Source organism: Streptomyces sp. DSM 118878 (assembly GCF_052936595.1).
This window is the reverse complement of record NZ_CP193622.1, coordinates 2460372-2482054: the sequence shown is the minus strand read 5'-3', so window position 1 is coordinate 2482054 and position 21683 is coordinate 2460372. Positions and strand designations below refer to the sequence as shown.

The following is a 21683-nucleotide window of genomic DNA, read 5'->3' as shown; positions in this document are numbered from 1 at the left end:
CGCCGTCGCTCCCCCGCGCCGGGCGGCATCATGGGCCCGTGCGCCTCGAACCGATCACCTGGGAGCGGCTTGCCGACACCCTCGCCGACCGTCTGCTCGACCTGGAGACCGCCGACGGCGGCCGCTGGCCGCGCGTCGCCGTGGACGGGGCGCCCGCGGCCGGGACCGGCGAGCTGGCGCGGCGGGTGGGCGACGCCCTGCGGCTGCGCGGCAGGACCGCGCTCGTCGTCGGCACGGAGGGATTCCTGCGGCCGGCCTCGCTGCGCTTCGAGTACGGCCACGAGGACGTGGACGCCTACCACAGCGGCTGGTTCGACACCGGCGCGCTGTGGCGCGAGGTCTTCGGGCCGCTCGACCCGGGCGGGACGGGCCTGGTGCTGCCCGACCTCTGGGACCCGGCGACCGACCGCGCGACGCGCAGCCCGTATGTGCGACTGCCGCCGGGCGGCCTGCTCCTGCTGCACGGCCCGCTGCTGCTCGGCCACTGGTTCCCCTTCGATCTGAGTGTGCACGTACGCCTCTCCCCGGGCGCCCTGCGACGGCGCACACCGGAGGCAGAGCGCTGGACGCTTCCGGCCTTCGAGCGGTACGAGACGGAGACGGACCCCGCGGCCACGGCCGACGTGGTGGTACGGGCGGACGACCCACGGCATCCGGCGTGGGCCGGCTGACCCGGCGGTTCGTGCCACGCCCCGCCCGGATGCGTGCCGTGGAAGCGGCCACGAGAATGAGAGGCACCGGGACCAGTGGTGCGCTCGCACCGCTCCGGACACTGCCCGGCAACGGGAGGTAGCGATGACAACCGCAGCGGACATGATGCACCGGGGAGCCCAGTGGATCCCCCGGCACGAGACACTGGACCGTGCCGCCCAGTTGATGCGCCAACTCGATGTGGGCGCGCTGCCCATCGCCGACGAGAACGAACGGCTCTGTGGCATCCTCACCGACCGCGACATCGTGGTGGGCTGCGTGGCCCTGGGCCACGACCCGTCACGGATCACCGCGGGCGACCTCGCCAAGGGCACGCCGCGCTGGATCGACTCGGGCGCCGACGTCGATGAGGTCCTGCACGAGATGCGGGGTCACCAGATCCGTCGCCTGCCGGTGATCGAGGACAAGCGGCTCGTCGGCATGATCAGCGAGGCCGACCTGGCCAAGCACCTCAGCGATGAACAGCTCGCGGCCTGGGTCGAGAGCGTGTACGCCAAGGGCTGAGCCGGCACGTGCCCCCGGCGGCCGCCTCTCCTCCTACAGCCAGCCGTTGCGCCGGAAGCCGCGGTGGAGCGCGGTGCACGCCGCCGCTATCAGGCCCATCACCAGCGGATACCCGAACTGCCAGTGCAGCTCCGGCATATGGTCGAAGTTCATCCCGTACATGCCGCAGACCATCGTGGGCACCGCGACGACTGCCGCCCAGGCGGTGATCTTCCGCATGTCCTCGTTCTGCGCGACGGTGACCTGCGCCAAGTGGGCCTGGAGGATGGAGTTCAGCAGCTCGTCGAAGGCGGCGATCTGCTCGGTGACCCGCTTCAGGTGGTCGTCGACGTCCCGGAAGTACGCCTGTATGTCCGGGGCGATGACCCGCATGGGCTGCGTGGCGAGTATCTGGAGCGGGCGGCCGAGCGGCACCACGGCGCGCTTCAGTTCGAGCAGTTCGCGCTTGAGCTGGTATATCCGCCCGGGGTCGACCCGCGCCCCGTCCGGGGCGAACACGTCCGACTCCACCTGGTCGATGTCCGCCTGCGCGGCGTTCGTGACCGCGAGGTAGTCGTCCACGACCTGGTCCGCGATCGCGTGCAGGACGGCGGCGGGCCCCTGGGCGAGCTGCTCGGGAGCCGCCTCCAGGGCCTCACGGAGCGGACCGAGCGAGCCGTGCCTGCCGTGCCGGACCGTGATGACGAAGTCGCGGCCCACGAAGAGCATGATCTCGCCGGTGTCGACCACCTCGCTGGTGGCGGTCAGTTCGGAGTGCTCCACGTAGCAGACGGTCTTGAAGACGGCGAAGAGCGTGTGGTCGTACCGCTCCACCTTCGGGCGCTGGTGCGCGTGGACGGCGTCCTCCACGGCGAGCGGGTGGAGGTCGAAGAGATCGGCGATGCCGGCGAACTCTTCCTCCGTGGGTTCGTGCAGCCCCAGCCAGACGAAGCCGTCGTCGGACTTGCGGATCCGCTCCACCGACTCGACCAGATCGCGTGCGGGGGACTGGCGCACCCCTTCTCTGTACGTCACGCAGTTGACCACCGAGGAACCCAGCGGGGACCGGGCGGGGTGGCTCAGGTCGACGCGTGCGTCACGGCGGCCGAGGCGTGCCACTCTCCGCAGACCGCGGACCTTCCGCAGGCTGCCGACCTTGCCCAGGCCTCCGACTTTCCGGAGGTTGCCGGCCATCGACATGTGGGGCTCCTAGCGCTGACGACGAGATGTGCCAGTCTGCCAGCCCACTCCGGCTTCCCGCTGAGCCTGTGGGAACGGAATATTCCGTTCCGTTCGCGCGTGCCACATCACGCTCCCTTGACCGCTGCGAAGGCCCCTCCGGCCCTCCGCAGGCCACTCGAAGGCGCCTCAGGCCTTCTTGACCGCCCTGCGGACGGCGAGCGCGGCGAGCGGCAGCAGGACGAGGACGCCGGCGAGGTTGAGCCAGCCGTAGCCGGCCTGCGCGACGATCAGGCCCGCCACGGCCCCGCCGATGCCCGCCGCCGTGTTCATCGTCAGGTCCGAGAGGCCCTGCACGGCGGCCCTCGCGGGCTGGGGCACCGAGTCGGTGAGCAGCGCGGAGCCGGCGACGAGGCCCGCGGACCAGCCGAGGCCGAGCACGAAGAGCCCGGCGGCGGTCTGGCCGTGGCTCGGCCCCGCCGTACCGGCGAGCAGCGCGGCGAAGGCCAGGAGCCCGACCGCCAGGCCGATGACGGAGAGGCGGCCGAACCGGTCGGCGAGCCAGCCGAGCACCGGCGCGAATGCGTACATGCCCGCGATGTGACCGCTGATGACCAGGCCGACCAGTTGCAGGCTCGCCCCGTGGTGCCCGAGGTCGACCGGCGTCATCACCATGATCGAGACCATCACGGTGTGCGACGCGGCGACGGTCACCAGCGCGAGGCGGGCCATGGGCGACGCGGCCACCGCGGCCACGCCGGCCCGCAGCGACCGGCTCCGCGGGCTCTCGTCCTCCCGCGGGGCCAGGGCGCGGGCGGTGAGCAGCGGATCGGGCCGCAGCAGCACCGCCACCACCAGCGCGGCGATCGCGAAGATGCCCGCGGCGAAGAGAAAGGGCCCGGCCTGCTCGGGAACGGCTGTCCCGGCGAAGAGCCTGCTCGTCGGCGCGGCGATGTTGGGGCCGAGCACCGAGCCGATGGTGGTGGCCCAGATGACGTGCGAGATGGCGCGGCCACGCCGGTCCGGCTCGGCGAGGTCGGCCGCGGCGAAACGGGCCTGCAGGTTGGCCGATGACCCCGCGCCGAAGGCCGCCATGCCGACCAGCAGCAGCGGGAAGCTCCCGACGACCGAGGCGAGCACCACGAGCCCGGCTCCGACCGCGCCGATCACATAGGCGAGGACCAGGCCCGGACGCCGTCCCCGTGCCGTCATCAGCGCGGCGAGCGGCAGCGAGAGCAGGGCCGTGCCGGCCACCGAAGCGGTGGGCGCGAGCCCCGAGAACGCCTCCGAGCCGCTCACCTCGGTGGCGAGCACCGGGGCCAGCGCGATGCCGATCGGCACCCCGAGCCCGCCCAGTATCTGGCTGGCGATCAGCACGGCCGTCGTACGGCGGCGCAGCGCGGGCAGCGCCTCTGGCGCGGGTATGTCAGGAGCGTCGACGGACGTAGTCACTGACGCAGTGTGCCAGGAGGCTCGTACGCCGGAGACGGAATCGGCGGCTGCCCGGCTCCGACACCGCAGGGCGACGGTCTCCGCGGGCTCAGAACAGAGGCTGCGGGAGCACCCCCTCCAGTGCGAGGAGCCGCCGCTTGGTCTCCAGGCCGCCGCCGAAGCCGCCTATGCCGCCGTCGCTCTCCACCACGCGGTGGCACGGCACCACGACCGGCAGCGGATTGGAGCCCATCGCGATGCCGACGGCCTGGGCGGCTCCGGGGCTGCCCACCCGGCCGGCGAGGTCGCCATAGCCCACGACCGAGCCGTACGGCACGCCGGTGGCGAGTTCGCGCAGCACCTGGCGGTTGAAGCCGGAGCTCAGCGACCAGTCCAGCGGCAGCTCGAAGGCGTGCCGCTCGCCCGAGAAATACGCCGCGAACTGCCGTATCGACTCGGCGAGCAGGGGGGAGTCCGGCGCGTGGACCGGCTCGGCGCCCAGGCGGGAGCCGAGCCGGTCCAGGGTCCTGTCACGCACCGCGTCGGTGGCGTGGAAGGCCACGGTGACCAGCCCCTCGGCGGTCGCGGCCAGCAGCAGCGGCCCGATGTCGCTGCCGACGACGGCCCACACGAGCGGGCCCCGTCCCTGCACATTGGCGTCCATGCGACCACCGTACGACCGGCCACTGACAACGAGCGGGCGTCAGCCCTTGCGCGCTGCCTTGCGCACCGCCTTGTGGACGACGTCGGGCGTGTTCGTGATGATGCCGTCCACGCCGAAGCTCGCGGCACGCACCGCGTTCGGGCCGTCGTTGACCGTCCACGTGAAGATTTCGAGGCGCTTCTTGTGCGGCCCCTTGAGCGCGTGGATCGCCTGGACGTAATCCGCCGAGATCGAGGTGTGGGTGGCGTTGATCTGGTCGGAGAACCTGGCGTACTCGGGCAGGTCCGCGACGGCGGGCTTGCCGAGGAAGCCGGTCTTCACGTCGGGCCGCAGCTTGTGCACGGTCTTCACGCTGTCGGCGCTGAAGCTCTGGATGACCAGCTTCTTCTTGACGTGCTGCTTGTCGAGCCAGCCCGTCTCGCGCAGTACGCGCAGGCCCTGCTTCTCGATGCCCGGGTAGAGCTCGGGCTTCTTGAACTCGAAGACGAGGCTCTGCTGGTTGCGCGAGACCCGCTTCATGTACTGCTCCAGCGTCGGCACCCGCTGGCCCGCGAACTTCGGGCTGAACCAGCTCCCGGCGTCCAGCTTGGCGATCTCCGCCGCCGTGAAGTCCGCGACCTTCCAGGGCGCCCGGCCGGGGAACAGCTGCTCCACGTCGGTCGTCCGCTTCAGGGTGTCGTCGTGCATGATCACGAGCTCGCCGTCCTTGGTCCGCTGGACGTCGTTCTCGACCCAGGTGAACCCCATGTCCCGCGCCTTGTCTATCGCGGCGAAGGTGTTCTCGGGGGCGTAGGCCGAGGCGCCGCGGTGGGCGACCACCAGCGGCTTGCCGGGCTTGGCGGCACTCGACGCCGACGGGGTCTTGACGGCACTCGGAGCCGACGGGGTGTCGGCAGCCGCGGTGGTGGCGGGAAGGACCAGCGCACCGGCTCCCATGAGAGCGGCGACAGTGGTGGCAGCAGCGCGTGTGTACACAAGTACTCCTCGCGTCGTGAGATCGCGGACCGGTCGAGAGTGACAGTCAAGGGCCAACGGGAGACAGGTGCAGGATGGCCACAGGCTGAACGGAGCATCCGGAGCAAGGGCCCCCGCGCGCGAGTGGCGGAATTCTTTGCCGGAAAATCGTTCGTGCGTTCCGGCGGGAGCCTTACTCTCTGCCTCAGCCGACGGCCTTTCAGGCGGCCGCGGGCGGGGGCTTACGGCACGTGACGGGTCATTTGGACGCAACAGGCGGAAGGGCTACCTCGCATGCAGGGCACGGTCGACGGGTTCAGCTACGGAGTCGTCACACCGGTGGTGGCCTATGTCATGGCCTGCCTCGGAGGAGCACTCGGGCTGCGCTGTACGACCAGATCGCTCCTCATGGCGCACTCCTGGCGCCCCGGCTGGCTCGCGCTCGGATCGGCCGCCATCGGTTCCGGCATCTGGACCATGCACTTCGTGGCGATGATGGGTTTCTCCGTCGAGGAGGCACCGATCCGCTACGACCAGGCGCTGACCTTCGCCAGCCTGGCCGTCGCCATCGTCATGGTCGGCGTCGGCATCTTCATTGTCGGCTATCGGGGCGCGACCGGCACGGCGCTCTTCACCGGCGGGACGATCACGGGCCTCGGGGTCGCTTCGATGCACTACCTGGGAATGGCCGGTATGCGTCTACGCGGGACGCTGGAGTACAACACCCTCACCGTCGCCGCGTCCGTGGTGATCGCCATGGCCGCCGCCACCGCGGCGCTCTGGGCGGCCGCGCAGGTCAAAGGTTTCCTGTGGAGTCTGGGCGCGAGCCTGGTCATGGGCCTCGCCGTCACCGGAATGCACTACACCGGGATGGCGGCCCTCAGCGTCCACCTCCACGGCTCGGACGCCCTGCCGCCCGGTGACTCGTCCGCCGAGATCCTCGCGCCGATGATGATCGGGCCGCTCGCCTTCCTGCTCCTCGCGGGTGTGATCGTGATGTTCGACCCGCTGATGGTCATGGGCGGTCAGCAGGAGGCCCGGGCCCTCGGCGTCGGCGGAGCCCGCCGGCCCTACCCGGTCCCGCGCTCGGGCGACCGGCACGTGCCCGGACCCCGCCGCGGTCCCCGCCGGCGGCCCGGCTCCCGCTCCCCGCAGAACAGGTGAGGCCGCAGAACAGGTGAGGAGCGCCACCGTGAAACCGGCGAGCGGGCCACCGCCGACCGGCTGATCCGGCCCGGTTGTCAGTGCGGGGTCGTACGGTGGATTCCATGCGGCCCGTATCCAAGATCGAACGCACGGTGGCACCTTTCGAGGTCGTCAGTCCGTACCAGCCCAGTGGCGACCAGCCGACGGCCATCGCCGAACTCGACCGCCGTATCCGAGCGGGTGAGAAGGACGTGGTCCTCCTCGGCGCGACCGGCACCGGCAAGTCGGCCACCACCGCGTGGATGATCGAGAAGCTCCAGCGCCCCACCCTCGTGATGGCGCCGAACAAGACACTGGCCGCCCAGCTGGCGAACGAATTCCGCGAGCTCCTGCCGAACAACGCCGTCGAGTACTTCGTCTCGTACTACGACTACTACCAACCCGAGGCGTATGTCCCGCAGTCGGACACCTACATCGAGAAGGACTCCTCGATCAACGAGGAGGTCGAGCGGCTGCGCCACTCCGCGACGAACTCCCTGCTGACCCGCCGGGACGTGGTCGTCGTCGCCTCCGTCTCTTGCATCTACGGCCTCGGCACCCCGCAGGAGTACGTGGACCGCATGGTGCCGCTGAAGGTCGGCGACGAGTTCGACCGCGACCAGCTCCTGCGCCGCTTCGTCGACATCCAGTACACGCGCAACGACATGGCGTTCACCCGTGGCACCTTCCGCGTCCGCGGCGACACCATCGAGATCTTCCCGGTGTACGAGGAGCTCGCGGTCCGCATCGAGATGTTCGGTGACGAGATCGAGGCGCTCTCCACCCTCCACCCGCTCACCGGCGAGGTCATCAGCGACGACGACCACCTCTACATCTTCCCCGCCTCGCACTACGTGGCGGGCCCGGAGCGCCTGGAGAAGGCCGTCACCGGCATCGAGAAGGAGCTCACCGAGCGCCTCGCCGAGCTGGAGAAGCAGGGCAAGATGCTGGAGGCCCAGCGCCTGCGCATGCGCACCACGTACGACCTGGAGATGCTCCGCCAGATCGGCTCCTGCTCCGGCGTCGAGAACTACTCCATGCACTTCGACGACCGCGAGCCCGGCACCGCCCCCAACACGCTCCTGGACTACTTCCCGGAGGACTTCCTCCTCGTCCTGGACGAGTCGCACGTCACGGTCCCGCAGATCGGCGCGATGTACGAGGGTGACGCCTCCCGCAAGCGCACCCTCGTGGACCACGGCTTCCGGCTGCCCTCCGCCCTGGACAACCGCCCCCTGAAGTGGGAGGAATTCCTCGGCCGCGTCGGTCAGACGGTCTACCTCTCGGCGACCCCTGGCAAGTACGAGCTCTCGCGCGGCGACGGATACGTCGAGCAGATCATCCGCCCCACCGGCCTCGTCGACCCCGAGGTCGTCGTCAAGCCGACCGAGGGCCAGATCGACGATCTCGTGCACGAGATCCGCATGCGCACCGAGAAGGACGAGCGCGTCCTGGTCACCACCCTGACCAAGAAGATGGCCGAGGACCTCACCGACTACTTCCTGGAGCTCGGCATCCAGGTCCGCTATCTGCACAGCGACGTCGACACGCTGCGCCGCGTGGAGCTCCTGCGCGAGCTGCGGGCCGGTGAGTACGACGTCCTGGTCGGCATCAACCTCCTGCGCGAGGGCCTCGACCTGCCGGAGGTCTCCCTGGTGGCGATCCTCGACGCCGACAAGGAGGGCTTCCTGCGCTCAGGGACCTCCCTGATCCAGACCATCGGCCGCGCGGCGCGCAACGTCTCGGGCCAGGTCCACATGTACGCCGACAAGATCACCCCGGCGATGGAGAAGGCCATCGACGAGACCAACCGCCGCCGGGAGAAGCAGGTCGCGTACAACAAGGAGAGGGGCATCGACCCGCAGCCCCTCCGCAAGAAGATCAACGACATCGTGTCGCAGATCGCCCGCGAGGAGGTCGACACCGAGCAGCTCCTCGGCTCGGAGTACCGCAAGCCGAAGGCGGGCAAGGGCGCCAAGGCCCCGGTGCCCGCGCTCGGCGGTGAGGCGGCCACGGCGGGCAAGGCCGCCGCGTCCGGCAAGGCCAAGAAGGGCCAGGCCGTCCCGACCGACCGGCCCGCGGCCGAACTGGCCGAGCAGATCGAGGAGATGACCGCACGCATGCGCGCGGCCGCCGCCGACCTCCAGTTCGAGATCGCCGCGCGGCTGCGCGACGAGGTGTCGGAGATGAAGAAGGAGCTGCGGCAGATGAGGGAGGCGGGCCAGGCATAGAAGCCCCCTCGGGGGAGCCGGGGAAGGGGAACCGGCGTACTGGCCGGTCTGTTGCAAGACCGCCACAAAGTACGGCCCGCGCTGCTGCTCCGCAGGTGGCGCTGCATAGGGTGCTGGGCAGCCGCGGAAGGCGGTTGCCCAGGCAGTTCGAGAGGGGACAGCGCGTGACGGTCAACATGACCAAGGGGCAGGCCATCAACCTGCAGAAGGACGACGGGGGCGCCCTGACCGCGGTGCGCATGGGACTCGGGTGGCAGGCGGCTCCGCGCCGGGGGCTGTTCGGCTCCCGTACCCGCGAGGTCGACCTGGATGCCTCGGCGGTTCTCTTCGCGGACAAGCAGCCGGTGGACGTCGTCTTCTTCCGTCACCTTGTCAGCGACGACGGCTCGGTGCGGCACACCGGGGACAACCTCGTCGGCGGCGTGGGCCAGGGCGGCGACGACGAGGCGGTCCTCGTCGACCTGCAGCGGGTTCCCGTCCACATCGACCAGATCGTCTTCACGGTGAACTCCTTCACCGGCCAGACCTTCCAGGAGGTGCAGAACGCGTTCTGCCGCCTGGTCGACGAGACCAACGGCCAGGAGCTCGCGCGCTACACCCTCGACGGCGGCGGCCAGTACACCGCCCAGATCATGGCGAAGGTCCACCGGGCGGGCCCGGGCTGGCAGATGACGGCCATCGGCACCCCGGCCAACGGCCGCACCTTCCAGGACCTGATGCCGTCGATCCTGCCGCATCTGTAGGCACGGCAGCACGGCACAGTAGGGCAGTACGGCAGCACGTCCGTCACACACGTCGCCACGCCAGTACGCCAGTACGTCGGTACGTCGGTACGCATGAGCACGAGGGCTCGACGGGGGCCCTTCTAGGGGGAACGAAGCGATGACGGCCGAGCTGGTGCGGGGGCAGAACCACCCGCTTCCCTGGACCCGTCTGGAGATCCGCGTCTCGGCCGGCGAGCCGATCGTGGCGGGGGCCACGCTCGGCGACGACCAGGGCAAGGTCCGCGGCGTGGAATGGGTGGCGCATCCGGGCTCGCCCACCCTGCCGGGGCTCGAGGTGTCCCAGCAGGCGGCGGCCGACCACCGCCTCGCCGTGGACCTCGGCGCCCTGCCGGACACCGTCCACCGGGTCAACGTCCTGCTCGCGCTGCCCGTCGGTGTCGGGGGCCCGGTCAGCTTCCGCGGCCTCGCCGCCCCCTTCGTCGCGGTCACCGGACTCGACGGCGCGGAGGCCGCCAGCTACACCATCACCGACCTGGACGCCGAGTCCGCCGTCGTCGCGCTTGAGCTCTACCGCCGCCGGGGCGCCTGGAAGGTCAGGGCCGTCGGCCAGGGGTACGCGGGCGGGCTCGCCGACATGCTCACCGACCAGGGCCTGCCCGAGGCCCACGAGCTGGCCGGAGCCATCGAGGACGCGGTGGCCCGGGGCCTGGCCCGTTCCGTCGCCGTACCGCCGCCGCGCCCGGCCGACGGCACGCGGGTGCGCACGGCCCCGCCCGCCTCGCCCGTTCCCACGCCGCCGGAAGACGCCGCCGCGCCGACCGCGGGCCCGCAGGGGCAGCCCACCCCCGGCCCACGGCAGCCGGGCGGCGGCCCCGTCGACTACACCCACCCCGGACGCCGGAACTCCGCGCCTCCTCCGCCGCCACCCGCGGCGCCCGCGCCTCCTCCGCCGCCACCCGCGGCGCCCGCGCCTCCGCCCCCGCCACCCGCGGCGCCCGCGGCCCAGCCCGGCCAGGCCCCGCGGCCCGTCGCGGGGGACGCCACCGGGTGGTCGATGGAGGAGCGGCTCTACAACCAGGTGTGGGGCATGTTCGAAGACCTGGCGCGCACCACGGCGGCGTACCGCAGCGCCGTCGACTTCGCCGACTCCCGCATGGAGCAGGAGCTCGACAAGGTGCTCTCCGACCCGCGCAGCCGCATCGGCGGCACCGGCGACGCGGCCCGCGACACCGCTCGGGCCAACCACGCCGACCTCACCGGACAGGCCAGAGCCGCCCTCGACCGCGACCTCGCCCAGCTCGCCGCCGAGGCCGACGTCGTCGAACCGGCCCTGCCCCTGGCGTTCGCGGCCTGGAGCAACCCCGTCTGGCACGCCTATCGCGCGCCCATGGAGATCCCGATGGCACTCCGCCTCGGCGACCTCCACCTCCCCGAGCGCGTCGACCTGCGCATCCCGATGCTGGTCAGGCTGCCCCTGGAGCGCGGCCTGTGGATCGACAGCGGCAAGGCCCTGACCAACACCTTCACGGACTCGGCCGAGCTGCGCCGGCTCGCCGTGGACACCGCGGTGGCGCACGCCGTGCGGCTGCTCGCGGTCTATCCGGCGGGTGAGTTCTCCGTGCATGTGATCGACGCGGCGGGTTCGGCGGCCGACGCGTTCGCCCCGCTGGTGTCGGCGGGCGTCCTGGCCGGGCCACCGGCCTCGGGGGCCGCCGGGGTCTCGGAGGTGCTCGCCGGGCTCACCCAGCGCGTGGACCTGGTGCAGATGGCGGTGCGCGGCGGAGCCGCCGACGCGCTGCCCCCCGACCTCGACGTCGCCGAGCAGCTCCTGATCGTCAACGACTTCCCGCACGGCTTCGACGACCGCGCGGTGACCCGGCTCCGCTACCTCGCCGACGAGGGTCCGGCCGTCGGCGTGCACCTCATGATGGTCGCGGACCGCGAGGACGCCGCCGAGTACGGCCCGCTGCTCGACCCCCTCTGGCGGGCACTGCTGCGGCTGACCCCGGTCCCGGACGACCACCTCGCGGACCCGTGGGTCGGTCACACGTGGACGTACGACCCGCCGTCCTTCCCGCCGGGCAGCGACGTCCTGCGGCAGCTCCTCGACCGGATCGCGGCGGCCCGGCGCGACGGCGGCCGCTGAACCACGGCTTCCGTAGCCGACCGGGAGCCCCATCGGCGGCCCGTCGGCGCCCCCTCGCGCCATGGCGGCAAAGCGACTTTACCCACCCGCTGAACAGGTCTTTTGGTTCTCGTTTGCCATCACCTTTACCAACCCTTGGTGTTTCCCGTACTCTGGAGGCCGCGGAGGGGAGTACTCCCGGCTGCGACGTACCCGTCAATACGGACCGCCATCGGTCCCGGGGCGTCGGCCCGACTCACGGCACAGGCCGATCGGGTGGAGGAGACCTCCGGCAGCGACGACGCTGATCAGTAGCCGTACGACGCCGGAGGCGCAGTGGACGTTTCAATGACCGTGTGGACGCTGACCATTCTTGGTCTGTGTGCCCTGATCGCGGTCGACTTCTTCATCGGGCGCAAGCCCCATGACGTGTCGATCAAGGAAGCCGGAACCTGGACGATCGTCTGGATCGTTCTCGCGGCGCTCTTCGGCCTCGGCCTGCTGGTCGCGGGCGAGAGCCAGGCGTCCGGTGAGTTCTTCGCGGGCTTCATCACCGAGAAGTCCCTGTCCGTGGACAACCTCTTCGTCTTCATCCTGATCATGGCGAAGTTCTCGGTGCCGTCCCACCTCCAGCAGCGGGTGCTGCTGTTCGGAGTGCTGATAGCCCTGGTCCTGCGCGCGATATTCATCGCCGCCGGCGCCGCGGTCATCGCCAACTTCTCCTGGGTCTTCTACATCTTCGGCGCGTTCTTGATCTACACCGCGTGGAAGCTCATCCAGGAGGCCCGTGCCGACGAGGAAGAAGAGGACTGGGAGGAGAACCGCCTCCTGAAGTCCGTCGAGAAGAGGTTCGGCGTCTCGGACCGGTACGAGGGCACGAAGCTGTTCATCAAGAAGAACGGCAAGAAGATCATGACGCCTCTCATGGTCGTCATGCTCGCCATCGGCACCACCGACGTGCTCTTCGCGATGGACTCCATCCCCGCGATCTTCGGCCTCACCCAGGACCCGTACATCGTCTTCACGGCCAACGCCTTCGCCCTCATGGGTCTGCGGCAGCTCTACTTCCTCATCGGCGGACTGCTCAGGAAGCTGGTCCACCTGAGCTACGGCCTCTCGGTGATCCTCGGCTTCATCGGCGTGAAGCTCGTGCTGCACGCCCTGCACGAGTCCGGGGTGCACGTTCCCGAGATCTCCATCCCGGTCTCGCTCTCGGTGATCTGCGGTGTCCTGGTGATCACCACGATCACCAGCCTCATCGCCTCCAAGAAGCAGGCGGAGAAGCAGGCGGCCGAGGAGTCGGCGGAGGAGTCGACCGAGACCACGACCGCCGGCAGCAAGTAGCAGGACCGAGTAGCGCCACCCAAGCGCCCGGGGCAGCATCGAGTCATGGTCACTCGGCTCCGGGCGCTCGGCATGCAGTGGACGACGGTGGTCCCCTTCCTCGCCGTCGTCCTCCTTGTCCTCACCTGGGGCCGCGATCTGCCCGGCATCGTCGTCGCCGTGGTGACGCTGGTCCTCGCGGGAGCGGTGCTCTCCGCCGTCCACCACGCCGAGGTGATCGCCCACCGCGTCGGCGAACCCTTCGGCTCGCTGGTCCTCGCCATCGCGGTGACCATCATCGAGGTGGCGCTGATCGTCACCCTCATGGCTGACGGCGGCGACAAGAGTTCCACCCTGGCCCGCGACACCGTCTTCGCCGCGGTGATGATCACCTGCAACGGCATCGTCGGGCTCTGCCTCCTGGTCGGAGCGCTCCGCCACCGCGTCGCCGTCTTCAACCCCGAGGGCACCGGCGCGGCCCTCGCTACCGTCGCCACCCTGGCCACCCTCTGCCTGGTCCTGCCGGCGTTCACCACCACCAAGCAGGGCCCGGAGTTCTCGACCAGCCAGCTCACCTTCGCCGCGGTCGCCTCACTCATCCTGTACGGACTGTTCGTCTCCACCCAGACCGTGCGGCACCGCGACTACTTCCTGCCCCTCACGAAGCGGGGTGAGGTCATCGACGCCGACACCCACGCCGAGGTCCCCTCCTCACGGCAGGCCCTGACCAGCCTCGGGCTGCTCGGGCTGGCCCTGATCGGCGTGGTGGGCCTCGCCAAAGGCGTGTCGCCGACGATCGAGTCGGGGGTGGCCAACGCCGGCATGCCGCATGCCGTCGTCGGCGTGATCATCGCCCTGCTCGTCCTGCTCCCCGAGACGATCGCGGCCGTGCGCGCCACCCGCAGGGACCGCGTGCAGACCAGCCTGAACCTCGCCCTCGGCTCGGCGATGGCCAGCATCGGGCTGACCATCCCCGCCGTCGCGGTCGCCTCCCTGTGGCTCTCCGGGCCGCTGGTGCTCGGCCTGAGCGCGACCCACATGATCCTGCTCGTCCTCACCGTGATCGTCGGCACGCTCACCGTCGTGCCGGGGCGCGCCACACCGTTGCAGGGCGGCGTCCACCTGGTGCTGTTCGCGGCGTACCTGGAGCTGGCGATCACCCCGTAGGGGTCGCGCCCGGGCGCACATCAGGGCCACCCCGTAGAGACACGTCCGTAGGCGTGGGTCAGTACGTGACCGTGACCCGCCGCCGCGGACCGTCCACCCGTACGGTGCCCCCGTAAGGGATCACCAGCTGGGGATCGGTGTGCCCGAGGTCCACGTCGAAGACCGCCATGGTCTCCGGCGCGTACGTGTCGAGCGCCCGCAGCACGGCCGCGCGTTGCTCACGCGCGTGTGCCGCCTTCGCGTCCGCGTCCAGCGGGCGGGCGAAGGACCAGGTCTTGGGACGCCCCATGAGCAGGGCGGGGAAGCGGCGCAGCAGCCCGCGCTCGCCCATGTTGCGCAGGATGCGGAACACCTGTTCGGCGCCGATGAGTTCCTCGGAGGTCTCAAGGAACAGCACGCAGCCGTCGTACGCCGACGGGTCCCCGGCGATCTCCCGGTCCGTCATCAGGAGCCAGGAGAGGATCTCCAGCTCACCGCCCCAGGACCGTCCTTCGACGACGCGCTCGGGCCGGTGCCAGTACCAGCCGCCGCCGGGCTCGGTCGGGGGCTCCACGGCGAGCGCCGCGGCGTCGTCCCACGGCACGTCCACGTCGCGGAAGCGCTCGGCGGGGCGCAGCTCGTGGGGCCCGGAGGTGAAGAGGGCGGCGCGCAGCGACTCGGCGGTCAGGGGCGCCATCGCGCCGGGGCGGCCGAGCTCGCACATGACGGACGAGCCGTGGTACCCGACGATGCCGCACTGCCAGAGGAAGGCGAGCAGGTTGGTGTTGTCGCTGAACCCGAAGAACGGCTTCGGGTTGGCGCGGAACAACCCCCGGTCCAGGTGGGGAAGGACGGTGATCTGGTCGTCGCCGCCGATGCTCGCGATGACGGCCTTGATGGTCGGATCGGCGAACGCCGCGTGGATGTCGTCGGCCCGCTCACGGGGCGTCGAGCCCATCTTCCGCGTGGCGGGGTACTCGACAGGGTCGAGCCCGAAGTCGTCCCTGAGGCGTCGCAGACCCAGCTCGAAGGGGAGCGGGAAGAGACCCGGGAGGCCGCTGGACGGGGAGATCACGGCGACGCGATCACCGGGGGAGGGCTTGGGCGGGTACGACAGTTCGGTGGCATCGGTGGCATCGGCGGGTATGACGGGTTCGGCGGGTTCGGCGATCATGGCGAGCACCATAGAGCCGTACAGGTGTCAGGGGCACCCGGGTTACCGCGCGCGAGAGGCGTGATAGACCTCCTGCATGACCCTCAGTACCCTCAGCCTCGCCACCGCGCCGATCATGATCCTGAACGGTCCGAACCTGAACCTCCTCGGACGCCGGCAGCCCGAGATCTACGGCACCGACACCCTCGCGGACGTCGAGGCCCTGTGCGCCGAGGCGGCGGCGGCGCACGGCGGCACCGTGGACCTGCGGCAGAGCAACCACGAGGGCGAGCTGGTCGACTGGATCCACGAGGCGCGCGAGCACCACGCGGGGATCGTCATCAACCCCGCGGCCTACTCCCACACCTCGGTGGCCATCCTGGACGCGCTCAACACCTGCGACGGCCTGCCCGTGGTGGAGGTGCACATCTCCAACATCCACCAGCGGGAGCCCTTCCGGCACCACAGCTACGTGTCGCAGCGCGCCGACGGCGTCATCGCCGGGTGCGGTGTCCAGGGGTACGCGTTCGCGGTGCAGCGGGTGGCGACGCTGGTCTCCGCGAAGGCGTGACGCTCACCTCCACGGAGACCGGCGCTCACCCTCACGTAGACCGGCGCCGCATCGTCCCGCGGGCCGCGCGCCGCCCCGGCTCACCAGCCGCGGGCGCGCCACTCGCCGAGATGCGGTCGCTCGGCGCCCAGCGTCGTGTCGCTGCCGTGGCCGGGGTAGACCCAGGTCTCGTCGGACAGCGTCCCGAAGATCTTCGCCTCGACGTCGCCGAGGAGGCTCGCGAAGGCCGCCGGGTCGTTCCGGGTGTTGCCGACACCGCCGGGGAAGAGGCAGTCGCCGGTGAAGACGTGCGCGTGGCCGTGCGGGTCGTCGTAGACCAGCGCGATCGAGCCCGGCGTGTGGCCCACCAGGTGGCGGGCGGTGAGCTCGACCCGGCCCACGCGGATCGTGTCGCCGTCGTCGACGGGGACGTCCGTCGGCACCGGGATGCCCGCGGCGTCCGCGCGGCCCGCGTACGTCCGCGCGCCGGTCGCCGCGACGACGGCGGCCAGCGCCTGCCAGTGGTCGCCGTGCTGGTGGGTGGTGACGACGGACGCGATGCCGTCGTCACCGATCAGGGTCAGCAACGTCCCGGCGTCGTTCGCCGCGTCGATCAGGAGCTGCTCGCCGGTGGCCCGGCAACGCAGCAGATAGGCGTTGTTGTCCATCGGCCCGACCGCGACCTTCGAGATCATCAGGTCCGGCAGTTCGTGCACATCCGCGGGTCCGCCGACCTTCACCGCTCCGCTGTACGTCATGTGCGTCACCCTATAGCGGCGGCAGAGAGGGCAGGAGGCCCCCTTCGGCCGTCAGGGCGGAGCCGTCACGGCGGCCGGCGAGCCAGCCGACCACGTCAGGCGCTGCCCCGGAGACGGTGACTTCGGTTTCGCCCTCCCTGCCCGTGTTCCACGCGTGCGTGCCGTCCGTGACGCGGGTGGGCGGGACGCTGGGGTTCCCCGCGAAGCGCGCGGCGAGGAAGGCGGTCTCGCGCCGTACGAACTCCGCCGGCAGGTCCTCCAGCTCGTAGCCGATGCCGAGGTCCACGTGGTGCAGCTCCACCTCGCCCCAGCGGCGGAACGGGACCCGGGACGCGGAGTCGGTGACTCCGTTGCGCATGGTGATGGTGCGGGACCAGTCGGCGGGGAGCCCGGCCTGCGCCTCGAAGCGGGCCATGGACTCGCGGACGTCGTCGAGCTGCTCCGACAGCGGCCGCGGGGCGTCGCGCTCGATGTCGGTGTCACGCTGCTGCGCGCTCTCGTACATGGGGCGTCCCGCGAGGACGTTGACCAGGGCGTCCGCGTTCCGTGCGAGGTGGGCGAGGACGTGGCCGCGGGTCCAGCCCGGGAGCCGTGACGGCTCGGCGGTCGAATCGTTGTTCAGTTTCGACGCTGCGCTGAGCAGTCGGTCGGTCGCGTCACGTACAGACGCCAGGTCGCGCACATGATCAATCATGTCCCTGACGATAGCTGGGTCACACGTCCGGGTGAAGGTTCCTGGATACAGCGCTAATCGAATGTGCGTGCGATATGGTCGAAGTCGGCATCGGGCATTCTTGTGGGTCCCGGTTTGTTGTGTACGTGGAACCAGGGAAGCGGCCCGGCGTTGTCAGTGGCTCGCCCTACTCTGTGAAAGACGGGGGTTCTGCCCCTGTCACTTCTCTCAAGAAAGGTGCGGACCGGCGTGGCCGACCGTCTCATCGTCCGTGGCGCGCGCGAGCACAATCTCAAGAACGTCTCGCTCGACCTCCCGCGTGACTCCCTCATCGTGTTCACCGGACTCTCCGGGTCGGGCAAGTCCTCGCTCGCGTTCGACACGATCTTCGCCGAGGGCCAGCGGCGGTACGTCGAGTCGCTGTCCTCGTACGCCCGGCAGTTCCTCGGCCAGATGGACAAGCCCGACGTCGACTTCATCGAGGGCCTCTCCCCGGCGGTCTCCATCGACCAGAAGTCGACCTCGCGCAACCCGCGCTCGACGGTCGGCACCATCACCGAGGTCTATGACTACCTGCGCCTGCTCTTCGCGCGCATCGGCAAGCCGCACTGCCCCGAATGCGGCCGGCCGATCGCCCGGCAGTCGCCGCAGGCCATCGTGGACAAGGTCCTCGAACTGCCCGAGGGGAGCCGCTTCCAGGTCCTCTCGCCGCTGGTGCGCGAGCGCAAGGGCGAGTTCGTCGACCTCTTCGCCGACCTCCAGACGAAGGGGTACTCCCGCGCGCGGGTGGACGGCGAGACGATCCAGCTCTCCGAGCCGCCCACGCTGAAGAAGCAGGAGAAGCACACCATCGAGGTCGTCGTCGACCGCCTCACGGTGAAGGACTCCGCCAAGCGCCGCCTGACCGACTCCGTGGAGACCGCCCTCGGCCTCTCCTCGGGCATGGTCGTGCTCGACTTCGTCGACCTCCCGGAGGACGACCCCGAGCGCGAGCGCATGTACTCCGAGCACCTCTACTGCACGTACGACGACCTCTCCTTCGAGGAGCTGGAGCCCCGCTCCTTCTCCTTCAACTCGCCCTTCGGCGCCTGCCCCGACTGCACCGGCATCGGCACGCGCATGGAGGTCGACCCGGAGCTGATCGTCCCCGACGAGGACAAGTCGCTCGACGAGGGCGCCATCCACCCCTGGTCGCACGGGCACACCAAGGACTACTTCGCCCGGCTGGTGAACGCGCTCTCCGACGCCCTCGGCTTCGCCACCGACATGCCCTGGGCCGGACTCCCGCAGCGCGCCAAGAAGGCCCTGCTCTACGGCCACAAGACCCAGATCGAGGTGCGGTACCGCAACAGGTACGGCCGCGAGCGGGCCTACACCACCGCCTTCGAAGGGGCCGTCCCCTTCGTCAAGCGGCGCCACAGCGAGGCCGAGAGCGACTCCAGCCGCGAGCGCTTCGAGGGCTACATGCGCGAGGTGCCCTGCCCCACCTGTGAGGGCACGCGCCTCAAGCCGATCGTGCTCGCCGTCTCGGTCATGGGGAAGTCCATCGCCGAGGTCGCCGCGATGTCCATCAGCGACTGCGCGGACTTCCTCGCCGAGCTGAAGCTGGGCGCCCGCGACAAGAAGATCGCCGAGCGCGTCCTCAAGGAGGTCAATGAGCGGCTGCGCTTCCTGGTCGACGTCGGCCTCGACTACCTCTCGCTGAACCGCGCCGCGGGCACCCTCTCCGGAGGCGAGGCCCAGCGCATCCGCCTGGCCACACAGATCGGCTCCGGCCTCGTCGGCGTGCTCTACGTCCTCGACGAGCCGTCCATCGGCCTCCACCAGCGCGACAACCACCGGCTGATCGAGACGCTCGTACGCCTGCGCGACATGGGCAACACGCTCATCGTCGTCGAGCACGACGAGGACACGATCAAGGTCGCCGACTGGATCGTCGACATCGGCCCCGGCGCGGGCGAGCACGGCGGAAAGGTCGTGCACAGCGGCTCCATGAAGGAGCTGCTGGCCAACGACAAGTCGATCACCGGGCAGTACCTCTCGGGCAAGAGGGCCATCCCGGTGCCGGACCTGCGCCGCCCGACCGTCCCCGGCCGGCAGCTCACGGTGCACGGCGCCCGGGAGAACAACCTCCAGGACATCGACGTCTCCTTCCCGCTCGGCGTCCTCACGGCCGTCACGGGCGTCTCGGGCTCCGGCAAGTCCACGCTGGTCAACGACATCCTCTACACACACCTGGCCCGCGAGCTGAACGGCGCGAAGTCCGTCCCCGGCCGCCACACGCGCGTGGCGGGCGACGACCTCGTCGACAAGGTCGTGCACGTCGACCAGTCGCCCATCGGCCGCACCCCGCGGTCGAACCCGGCGACGTACACGGGAGTCTTCGACCACGTCCGCAGGCTCTTCGCGGAGACCACGGAGGCGAAGGTGCGGGGCTATCTCCCCGGCCGCTTCTCCTTCAACGTCAAGGGCGGACGCTGCGAGAACTGCTCCGGCGACGGCACGATCAAGATCGAGATGAACTTCCTGCCGGACGTCTACGTCCCGTGCGAGGTCTGCCACGGCGCGCGCTACAACCGCGAGACGCTGGACGTGCACTACAAGGGCAAGTCCATCGCCGAGGTCCTCGACATGCCGATCGAGGAGGCCCTCGGCTTCTTCGAGGCCGTGCCCGCCATCGCCCGGCACCTGAGGACGCTCCACGACGTCGGCCTCGGGTACGTCCGCCTCGGCCAGTCGGCGCCCACCCTCTCCGGAGGCGAGGCCCAGCGCGTGAAGCTCGCCTCCGAGCTGCAGAAGCGCTCGACGGGCCGGACGGTGTACGTCTTGGACGAGCCGACCACCGGTCTGCACTTCGAGGACATCAGCAAGCTGATCAAGGTCCTCTCCGGCCTGGTCGACAAGGGCAACACGGTCATCGTCATCGAGCACAACCTCGACGTCATCAAGACCGCGGACTGGGTCGTCGACATGGGCCCCGAGGGCGGCAGGGGCGGCGGTCTGGTCGTCGCCGAGGGCACGCCGGAGGAGGTCGCGGGGGTGCCGGCCAGCCACACCGGCAAGTTCCTGCGGGAGATCATCTCGGCGGACCGCATCAGCGACGCGGCGCCTTCGCAGGGCCGCAAGCCTGCCGCAAAGGCGAAGAAGGCCACCACCAAGAAGGTGGCGGCCGCCGCGACGGCCCCGGCCAAGAAGACGGCCACGGCCAGGACGGGCGCCGCCAAGAAGACCGCGGCCCCGGCGAAGACCGCGGCCCCGGCGAAGACCGCGGCCCCGAAGAAGACGGCGGCGACCGGCAAGAAGACCGCCGCCGCCCCGAAGAAGGCGACGCGGGCCCGCAAGGCCTGACGCCGAGGTTCAGCGCAGGCTTAGGCTTAGGCGCCGACGCCAACGCCAGTACGTGCGCAGGCGCCGGCACACACGCAGGCGGGGCGTCGGCACGTACACACGCGCCGACGCCAGCACACACGCACGCGCCGGGCCAAGCGCCCCGCCCCCACCAGGGGCGGGGCGCTTTCTTCGTATGCGTGTGACGCCTTCTCACGCGTACGACGCCTCGTGGACGGGACGCGGCCCGCGTCCCCCTTGTCCGGCGGCTTCCGGGCGTGGTCCGCTGGCCCGCATGCCGGTACGCATCGAACGCGAAGGCCCCGTCACCACCGTGGTGCTCTCCCGTCCCGCCGTGCGGAACGCCGTCGACGGGCCCACCGCCCGCGCCCTCGCCGACGCCTTCCGCGCCTTCGACGCCGACCCCGGGGCCTCGGTCGCCGTGCTCTGGGGCGAGGGCGGCACCTTCTGCGCGGGCGCGGACCTCAAGGCCATCGGCACACCCGAAGGCAACGGAGTGACGGAGGACGGCGACGGCCCCATGGGCCCCACCCGGATGCGCCTGTCCAAGCCGGTGATCGCCGCGGTCTCGGGACACGCGGTCGCGGGCGGCCTCGAACTCGCTCTCTGGTGCGACCTGCGGGTCGCCGAGGAGGACGCCGTACTCGGGGTGTTCTGCCGCCGCTGGGGCGTTCCCCTCGTCGACGGCGGGACGGTACGGCTGCCCCGCCTCATCGGCGAGAGCCGCGCCATGGACCTGATCCTCACGGGCCGCCCCGTCGGCGCGGCGGAGGCGCTCGGCATGGGCCTGGTCAACCGCACCGTCCCGCCCGGCACCGCGCGCGCCGCGGCGGAGCGGCTCGCCGCCGAGATCGCCGCCTTCCCGCAGACCTGCCTGCGGCACGACCGGCTCTCGGCCCTGGAACAGGGCGGCCTGTCCGAACCCGACGCCATGGCGGGGGAGCTGCGGCACGGCCTGCGCTCCCTGGCCGAGGCGGCGCGGGGCGCGGCACGGTTCGCCGCGGGAGAGGGACGGCACGGGACGTTCACGGAACCCGCCTGAGC

The 21683-nt window shown here is 70.8% G+C and carries 18 protein-coding genes; 11 read left to right on the top strand and 7 right to left on the bottom strand.

Annotated features, from left to right (window positions below; genetic code table 11):
- Window positions 1-38: 38 nt before the first annotated feature.
- Together ACRAKF_RS10800 and ACRAKF_RS10795 are read left to right on the top strand one after the other, a co-directional pair.
- A complete protein-coding gene (locus ACRAKF_RS10800; protein WP_447036729.1) occupies window positions 39-671 on the top strand; it encodes a uridine kinase in 633 nt (210 codons plus the stop codon).
- A 124-nt stretch (window positions 672-795) separates the two neighbouring features.
- Window positions 796-1215, top strand: coding sequence for a CBS domain-containing protein (locus tag ACRAKF_RS10795; protein WP_447036728.1), 420 nt, complete (start codon window positions 796-798; stop codon window positions 1213-1215).
- Between the two features lie 33 nt (window positions 1216-1248).
- Here ACRAKF_RS10795 and ACRAKF_RS10790 read toward each other — a convergent pair whose 3' ends face one another.
- From ACRAKF_RS10790 to ACRAKF_RS10775, 4 genes are all read right to left on the bottom strand, one after another.
- Entirely contained in the window at window positions 1249-2394 is a 1146-nt protein-coding gene (locus tag ACRAKF_RS10790; RefSeq protein WP_447036727.1) for a magnesium and cobalt transport protein CorA, read from the bottom strand.
- Window positions 2395-2562: 168 nt separating this feature from the next.
- Window positions 2563-3825, bottom strand: a complete 1263-nt coding sequence (locus ACRAKF_RS10785; protein ID WP_447036726.1) for an MFS transporter — start codon at window positions 3823-3825, stop codon at window positions 2563-2565.
- A gap of 88 nt (window positions 3826-3913) precedes the next feature.
- The gene (locus ACRAKF_RS10780) at window positions 3914-4468 is read right to left on the bottom strand and encodes a methylated-DNA--[protein]-cysteine S-methyltransferase (protein ID WP_447036725.1); all 555 of its coding nucleotides are present in this window, start codon (window positions 4466-4468) and stop codon (window positions 3914-3916) included.
- Window positions 4469-4507: 39 nt separating this feature from the next.
- Window positions 4508-5443, bottom strand: a complete 936-nt coding sequence (locus ACRAKF_RS10775; RefSeq protein ID WP_447036724.1) for a glycerophosphodiester phosphodiesterase — start codon at window positions 5441-5443, stop codon at window positions 4508-4510.
- Between the two features lie 273 nt (window positions 5444-5716).
- Between ACRAKF_RS10775 and ACRAKF_RS10770 the strand changes: the two genes are divergently transcribed.
- The 6 genes from ACRAKF_RS10770 (at window position 5717) to ACRAKF_RS10745 (ending at window position 14178) form a co-directional block, all read left to right on the top strand.
- Window positions 5717-6586, top strand: coding sequence for an MHYT domain-containing protein (locus ACRAKF_RS10770; RefSeq protein WP_447036723.1), 870 nt, complete (start codon window positions 5717-5719; stop codon window positions 6584-6586).
- A 104-nt stretch (window positions 6587-6690) separates the two neighbouring features.
- Window positions 6691-8838 (top strand): excinuclease ABC subunit UvrB, encoded by a 2148-nt coding sequence (gene uvrB, locus ACRAKF_RS10765; RefSeq protein WP_447036722.1) that lies wholly within the window; start codon window positions 6691-6693, stop codon window positions 8836-8838.
- 164 nt (window positions 8839-9002) lie between these two features.
- A complete protein-coding gene (locus ACRAKF_RS10760; RefSeq protein ID WP_447036721.1) occupies window positions 9003-9581 on the top strand; it encodes a TerD family protein in 579 nt (192 codons plus the stop codon).
- Between the two features lie 139 nt (window positions 9582-9720).
- Complete coding sequence (locus ACRAKF_RS10755) at window positions 9721-11709, top strand: TerD family protein (protein WP_447036720.1); 1989 nt, start codon at window positions 9721-9723, stop codon at window positions 11707-11709.
- Between the two features lie 315 nt (window positions 11710-12024).
- Complete coding sequence (locus ACRAKF_RS10750) at window positions 12025-13032, top strand: TerC family protein (protein WP_447036719.1); 1008 nt, start codon at window positions 12025-12027, stop codon at window positions 13030-13032.
- A gap of 45 nt (window positions 13033-13077) precedes the next feature.
- Entirely contained in the window at window positions 13078-14178 is a 1101-nt protein-coding gene (locus ACRAKF_RS10745; RefSeq protein WP_447036718.1) for a calcium:proton antiporter, read from the top strand.
- Between the two features lie 58 nt (window positions 14179-14236).
- Here the strand turns inward: ACRAKF_RS10745 and ACRAKF_RS10740 are convergent, their stop codons facing one another.
- A complete protein-coding gene (locus ACRAKF_RS10740; protein WP_447036717.1) occupies window positions 14237-15331 on the bottom strand; it encodes a S66 family peptidase in 1095 nt (364 codons plus the stop codon).
- Between the two features lie 76 nt (window positions 15332-15407).
- On the opposite strand from ACRAKF_RS10740, the gene aroQ reads away from it, so the two are divergent.
- Window positions 15408-15881 carry a type II 3-dehydroquinate dehydratase gene (gene aroQ / locus ACRAKF_RS10735; protein ID WP_447036716.1) on the top strand — a complete coding sequence of 158 codons (474 nt, stop codon included), beginning with the start codon at window positions 15408-15410 and terminating at the stop codon, window positions 15879-15881.
- Between the two features lie 80 nt (window positions 15882-15961).
- On the opposite strand, the gene ACRAKF_RS10730 is transcribed toward aroQ, so the two are convergent.
- Window positions 15962-16618 (bottom strand): MBL fold metallo-hydrolase, encoded by a 657-nt coding sequence (locus ACRAKF_RS10730; RefSeq protein WP_447036715.1) that lies wholly within the window; start codon window positions 16616-16618, stop codon window positions 15962-15964.
- Window positions 16619-16628: 10 nt separating this feature from the next.
- A complete protein-coding gene (locus ACRAKF_RS10725; RefSeq protein ID WP_447036714.1) occupies window positions 16629-17312 on the bottom strand; it encodes a maleylpyruvate isomerase family mycothiol-dependent enzyme in 684 nt (227 codons plus the stop codon).
- Window positions 17313-17540: 228 nt separating this feature from the next.
- On the opposite strand from ACRAKF_RS10725, the gene uvrA reads away from it, so the two are divergent.
- Entirely contained in the window at window positions 17541-20639 is a 3099-nt protein-coding gene (uvrA, locus tag ACRAKF_RS10720; RefSeq protein ID WP_447036713.1) for an excinuclease ABC subunit UvrA, read from the top strand.
- A 274-nt stretch (window positions 20640-20913) separates the two neighbouring features.
- Entirely contained in the window at window positions 20914-21681 is a 768-nt protein-coding gene (locus ACRAKF_RS10715; RefSeq protein ID WP_447036712.1) for a crotonase/enoyl-CoA hydratase family protein, read from the top strand.
- The last annotated feature ends 2 nt before the right edge of the window (window positions 21682-21683 follow it).

Excerpts from the sequence above, each read along its gene's own strand:
- ACRAKF_RS10795 (WP_447036728.1), top strand. The coding sequence starts at position 796 with ATGACAACCGCAGCGGACATGATGCACCGGGGAGCCCAGTGGATCCCC.
- ACRAKF_RS10790 (WP_447036727.1), bottom strand. The coding sequence starts at position 2,394 with ATGTCGATGGCCGGCAACCTCCGGAAAGTCGGAGGCCTGGGCAAGGTC.
- ACRAKF_RS10780 (WP_447036725.1), bottom strand. The coding sequence starts at position 4,468 with ATGGACGCCAATGTGCAGGGACGGGGCCCGCTCGTGTGGGCCGTCGTC.
- ACRAKF_RS10770 (WP_447036723.1), top strand. The coding sequence starts at position 5,717 with ATGCAGGGCACGGTCGACGGGTTCAGCTACGGAGTCGTCACACCGGTG.
- uvrB (WP_447036722.1), top strand. The coding sequence starts at position 6,691 with ATGCGGCCCGTATCCAAGATCGAACGCACGGTGGCACCTTTCGAGGTC.
- ACRAKF_RS10755 (WP_447036720.1), top strand. The coding sequence starts at position 9,721 with ATGACGGCCGAGCTGGTGCGGGGGCAGAACCACCCGCTTCCCTGGACC.
- ACRAKF_RS10745 (WP_447036718.1), top strand. The coding sequence starts at position 13,078 with ATGGTCACTCGGCTCCGGGCGCTCGGCATGCAGTGGACGACGGTGGTC.
- ACRAKF_RS10740 (WP_447036717.1), bottom strand. The coding sequence starts at position 15,331 with ATGATCGCCGAACCCGCCGAACCCGTCATACCCGCCGATGCCACCGAT.
- aroQ (WP_447036716.1), top strand. The coding sequence starts at position 15,408 with ATGACCCTCAGTACCCTCAGCCTCGCCACCGCGCCGATCATGATCCTG.
- ACRAKF_RS10730 (WP_447036715.1), bottom strand. The coding sequence starts at position 16,618 with ATGACGTACAGCGGAGCGGTGAAGGTCGGCGGACCCGCGGATGTGCAC.
- ACRAKF_RS10725 (WP_447036714.1), bottom strand. The coding sequence starts at position 17,312 with ATGATTGATCATGTGCGCGACCTGGCGTCTGTACGTGACGCGACCGAC.
- ACRAKF_RS10715 (WP_447036712.1), top strand. The coding sequence starts at position 20,914 with ATGCCGGTACGCATCGAACGCGAAGGCCCCGTCACCACCGTGGTGCTC.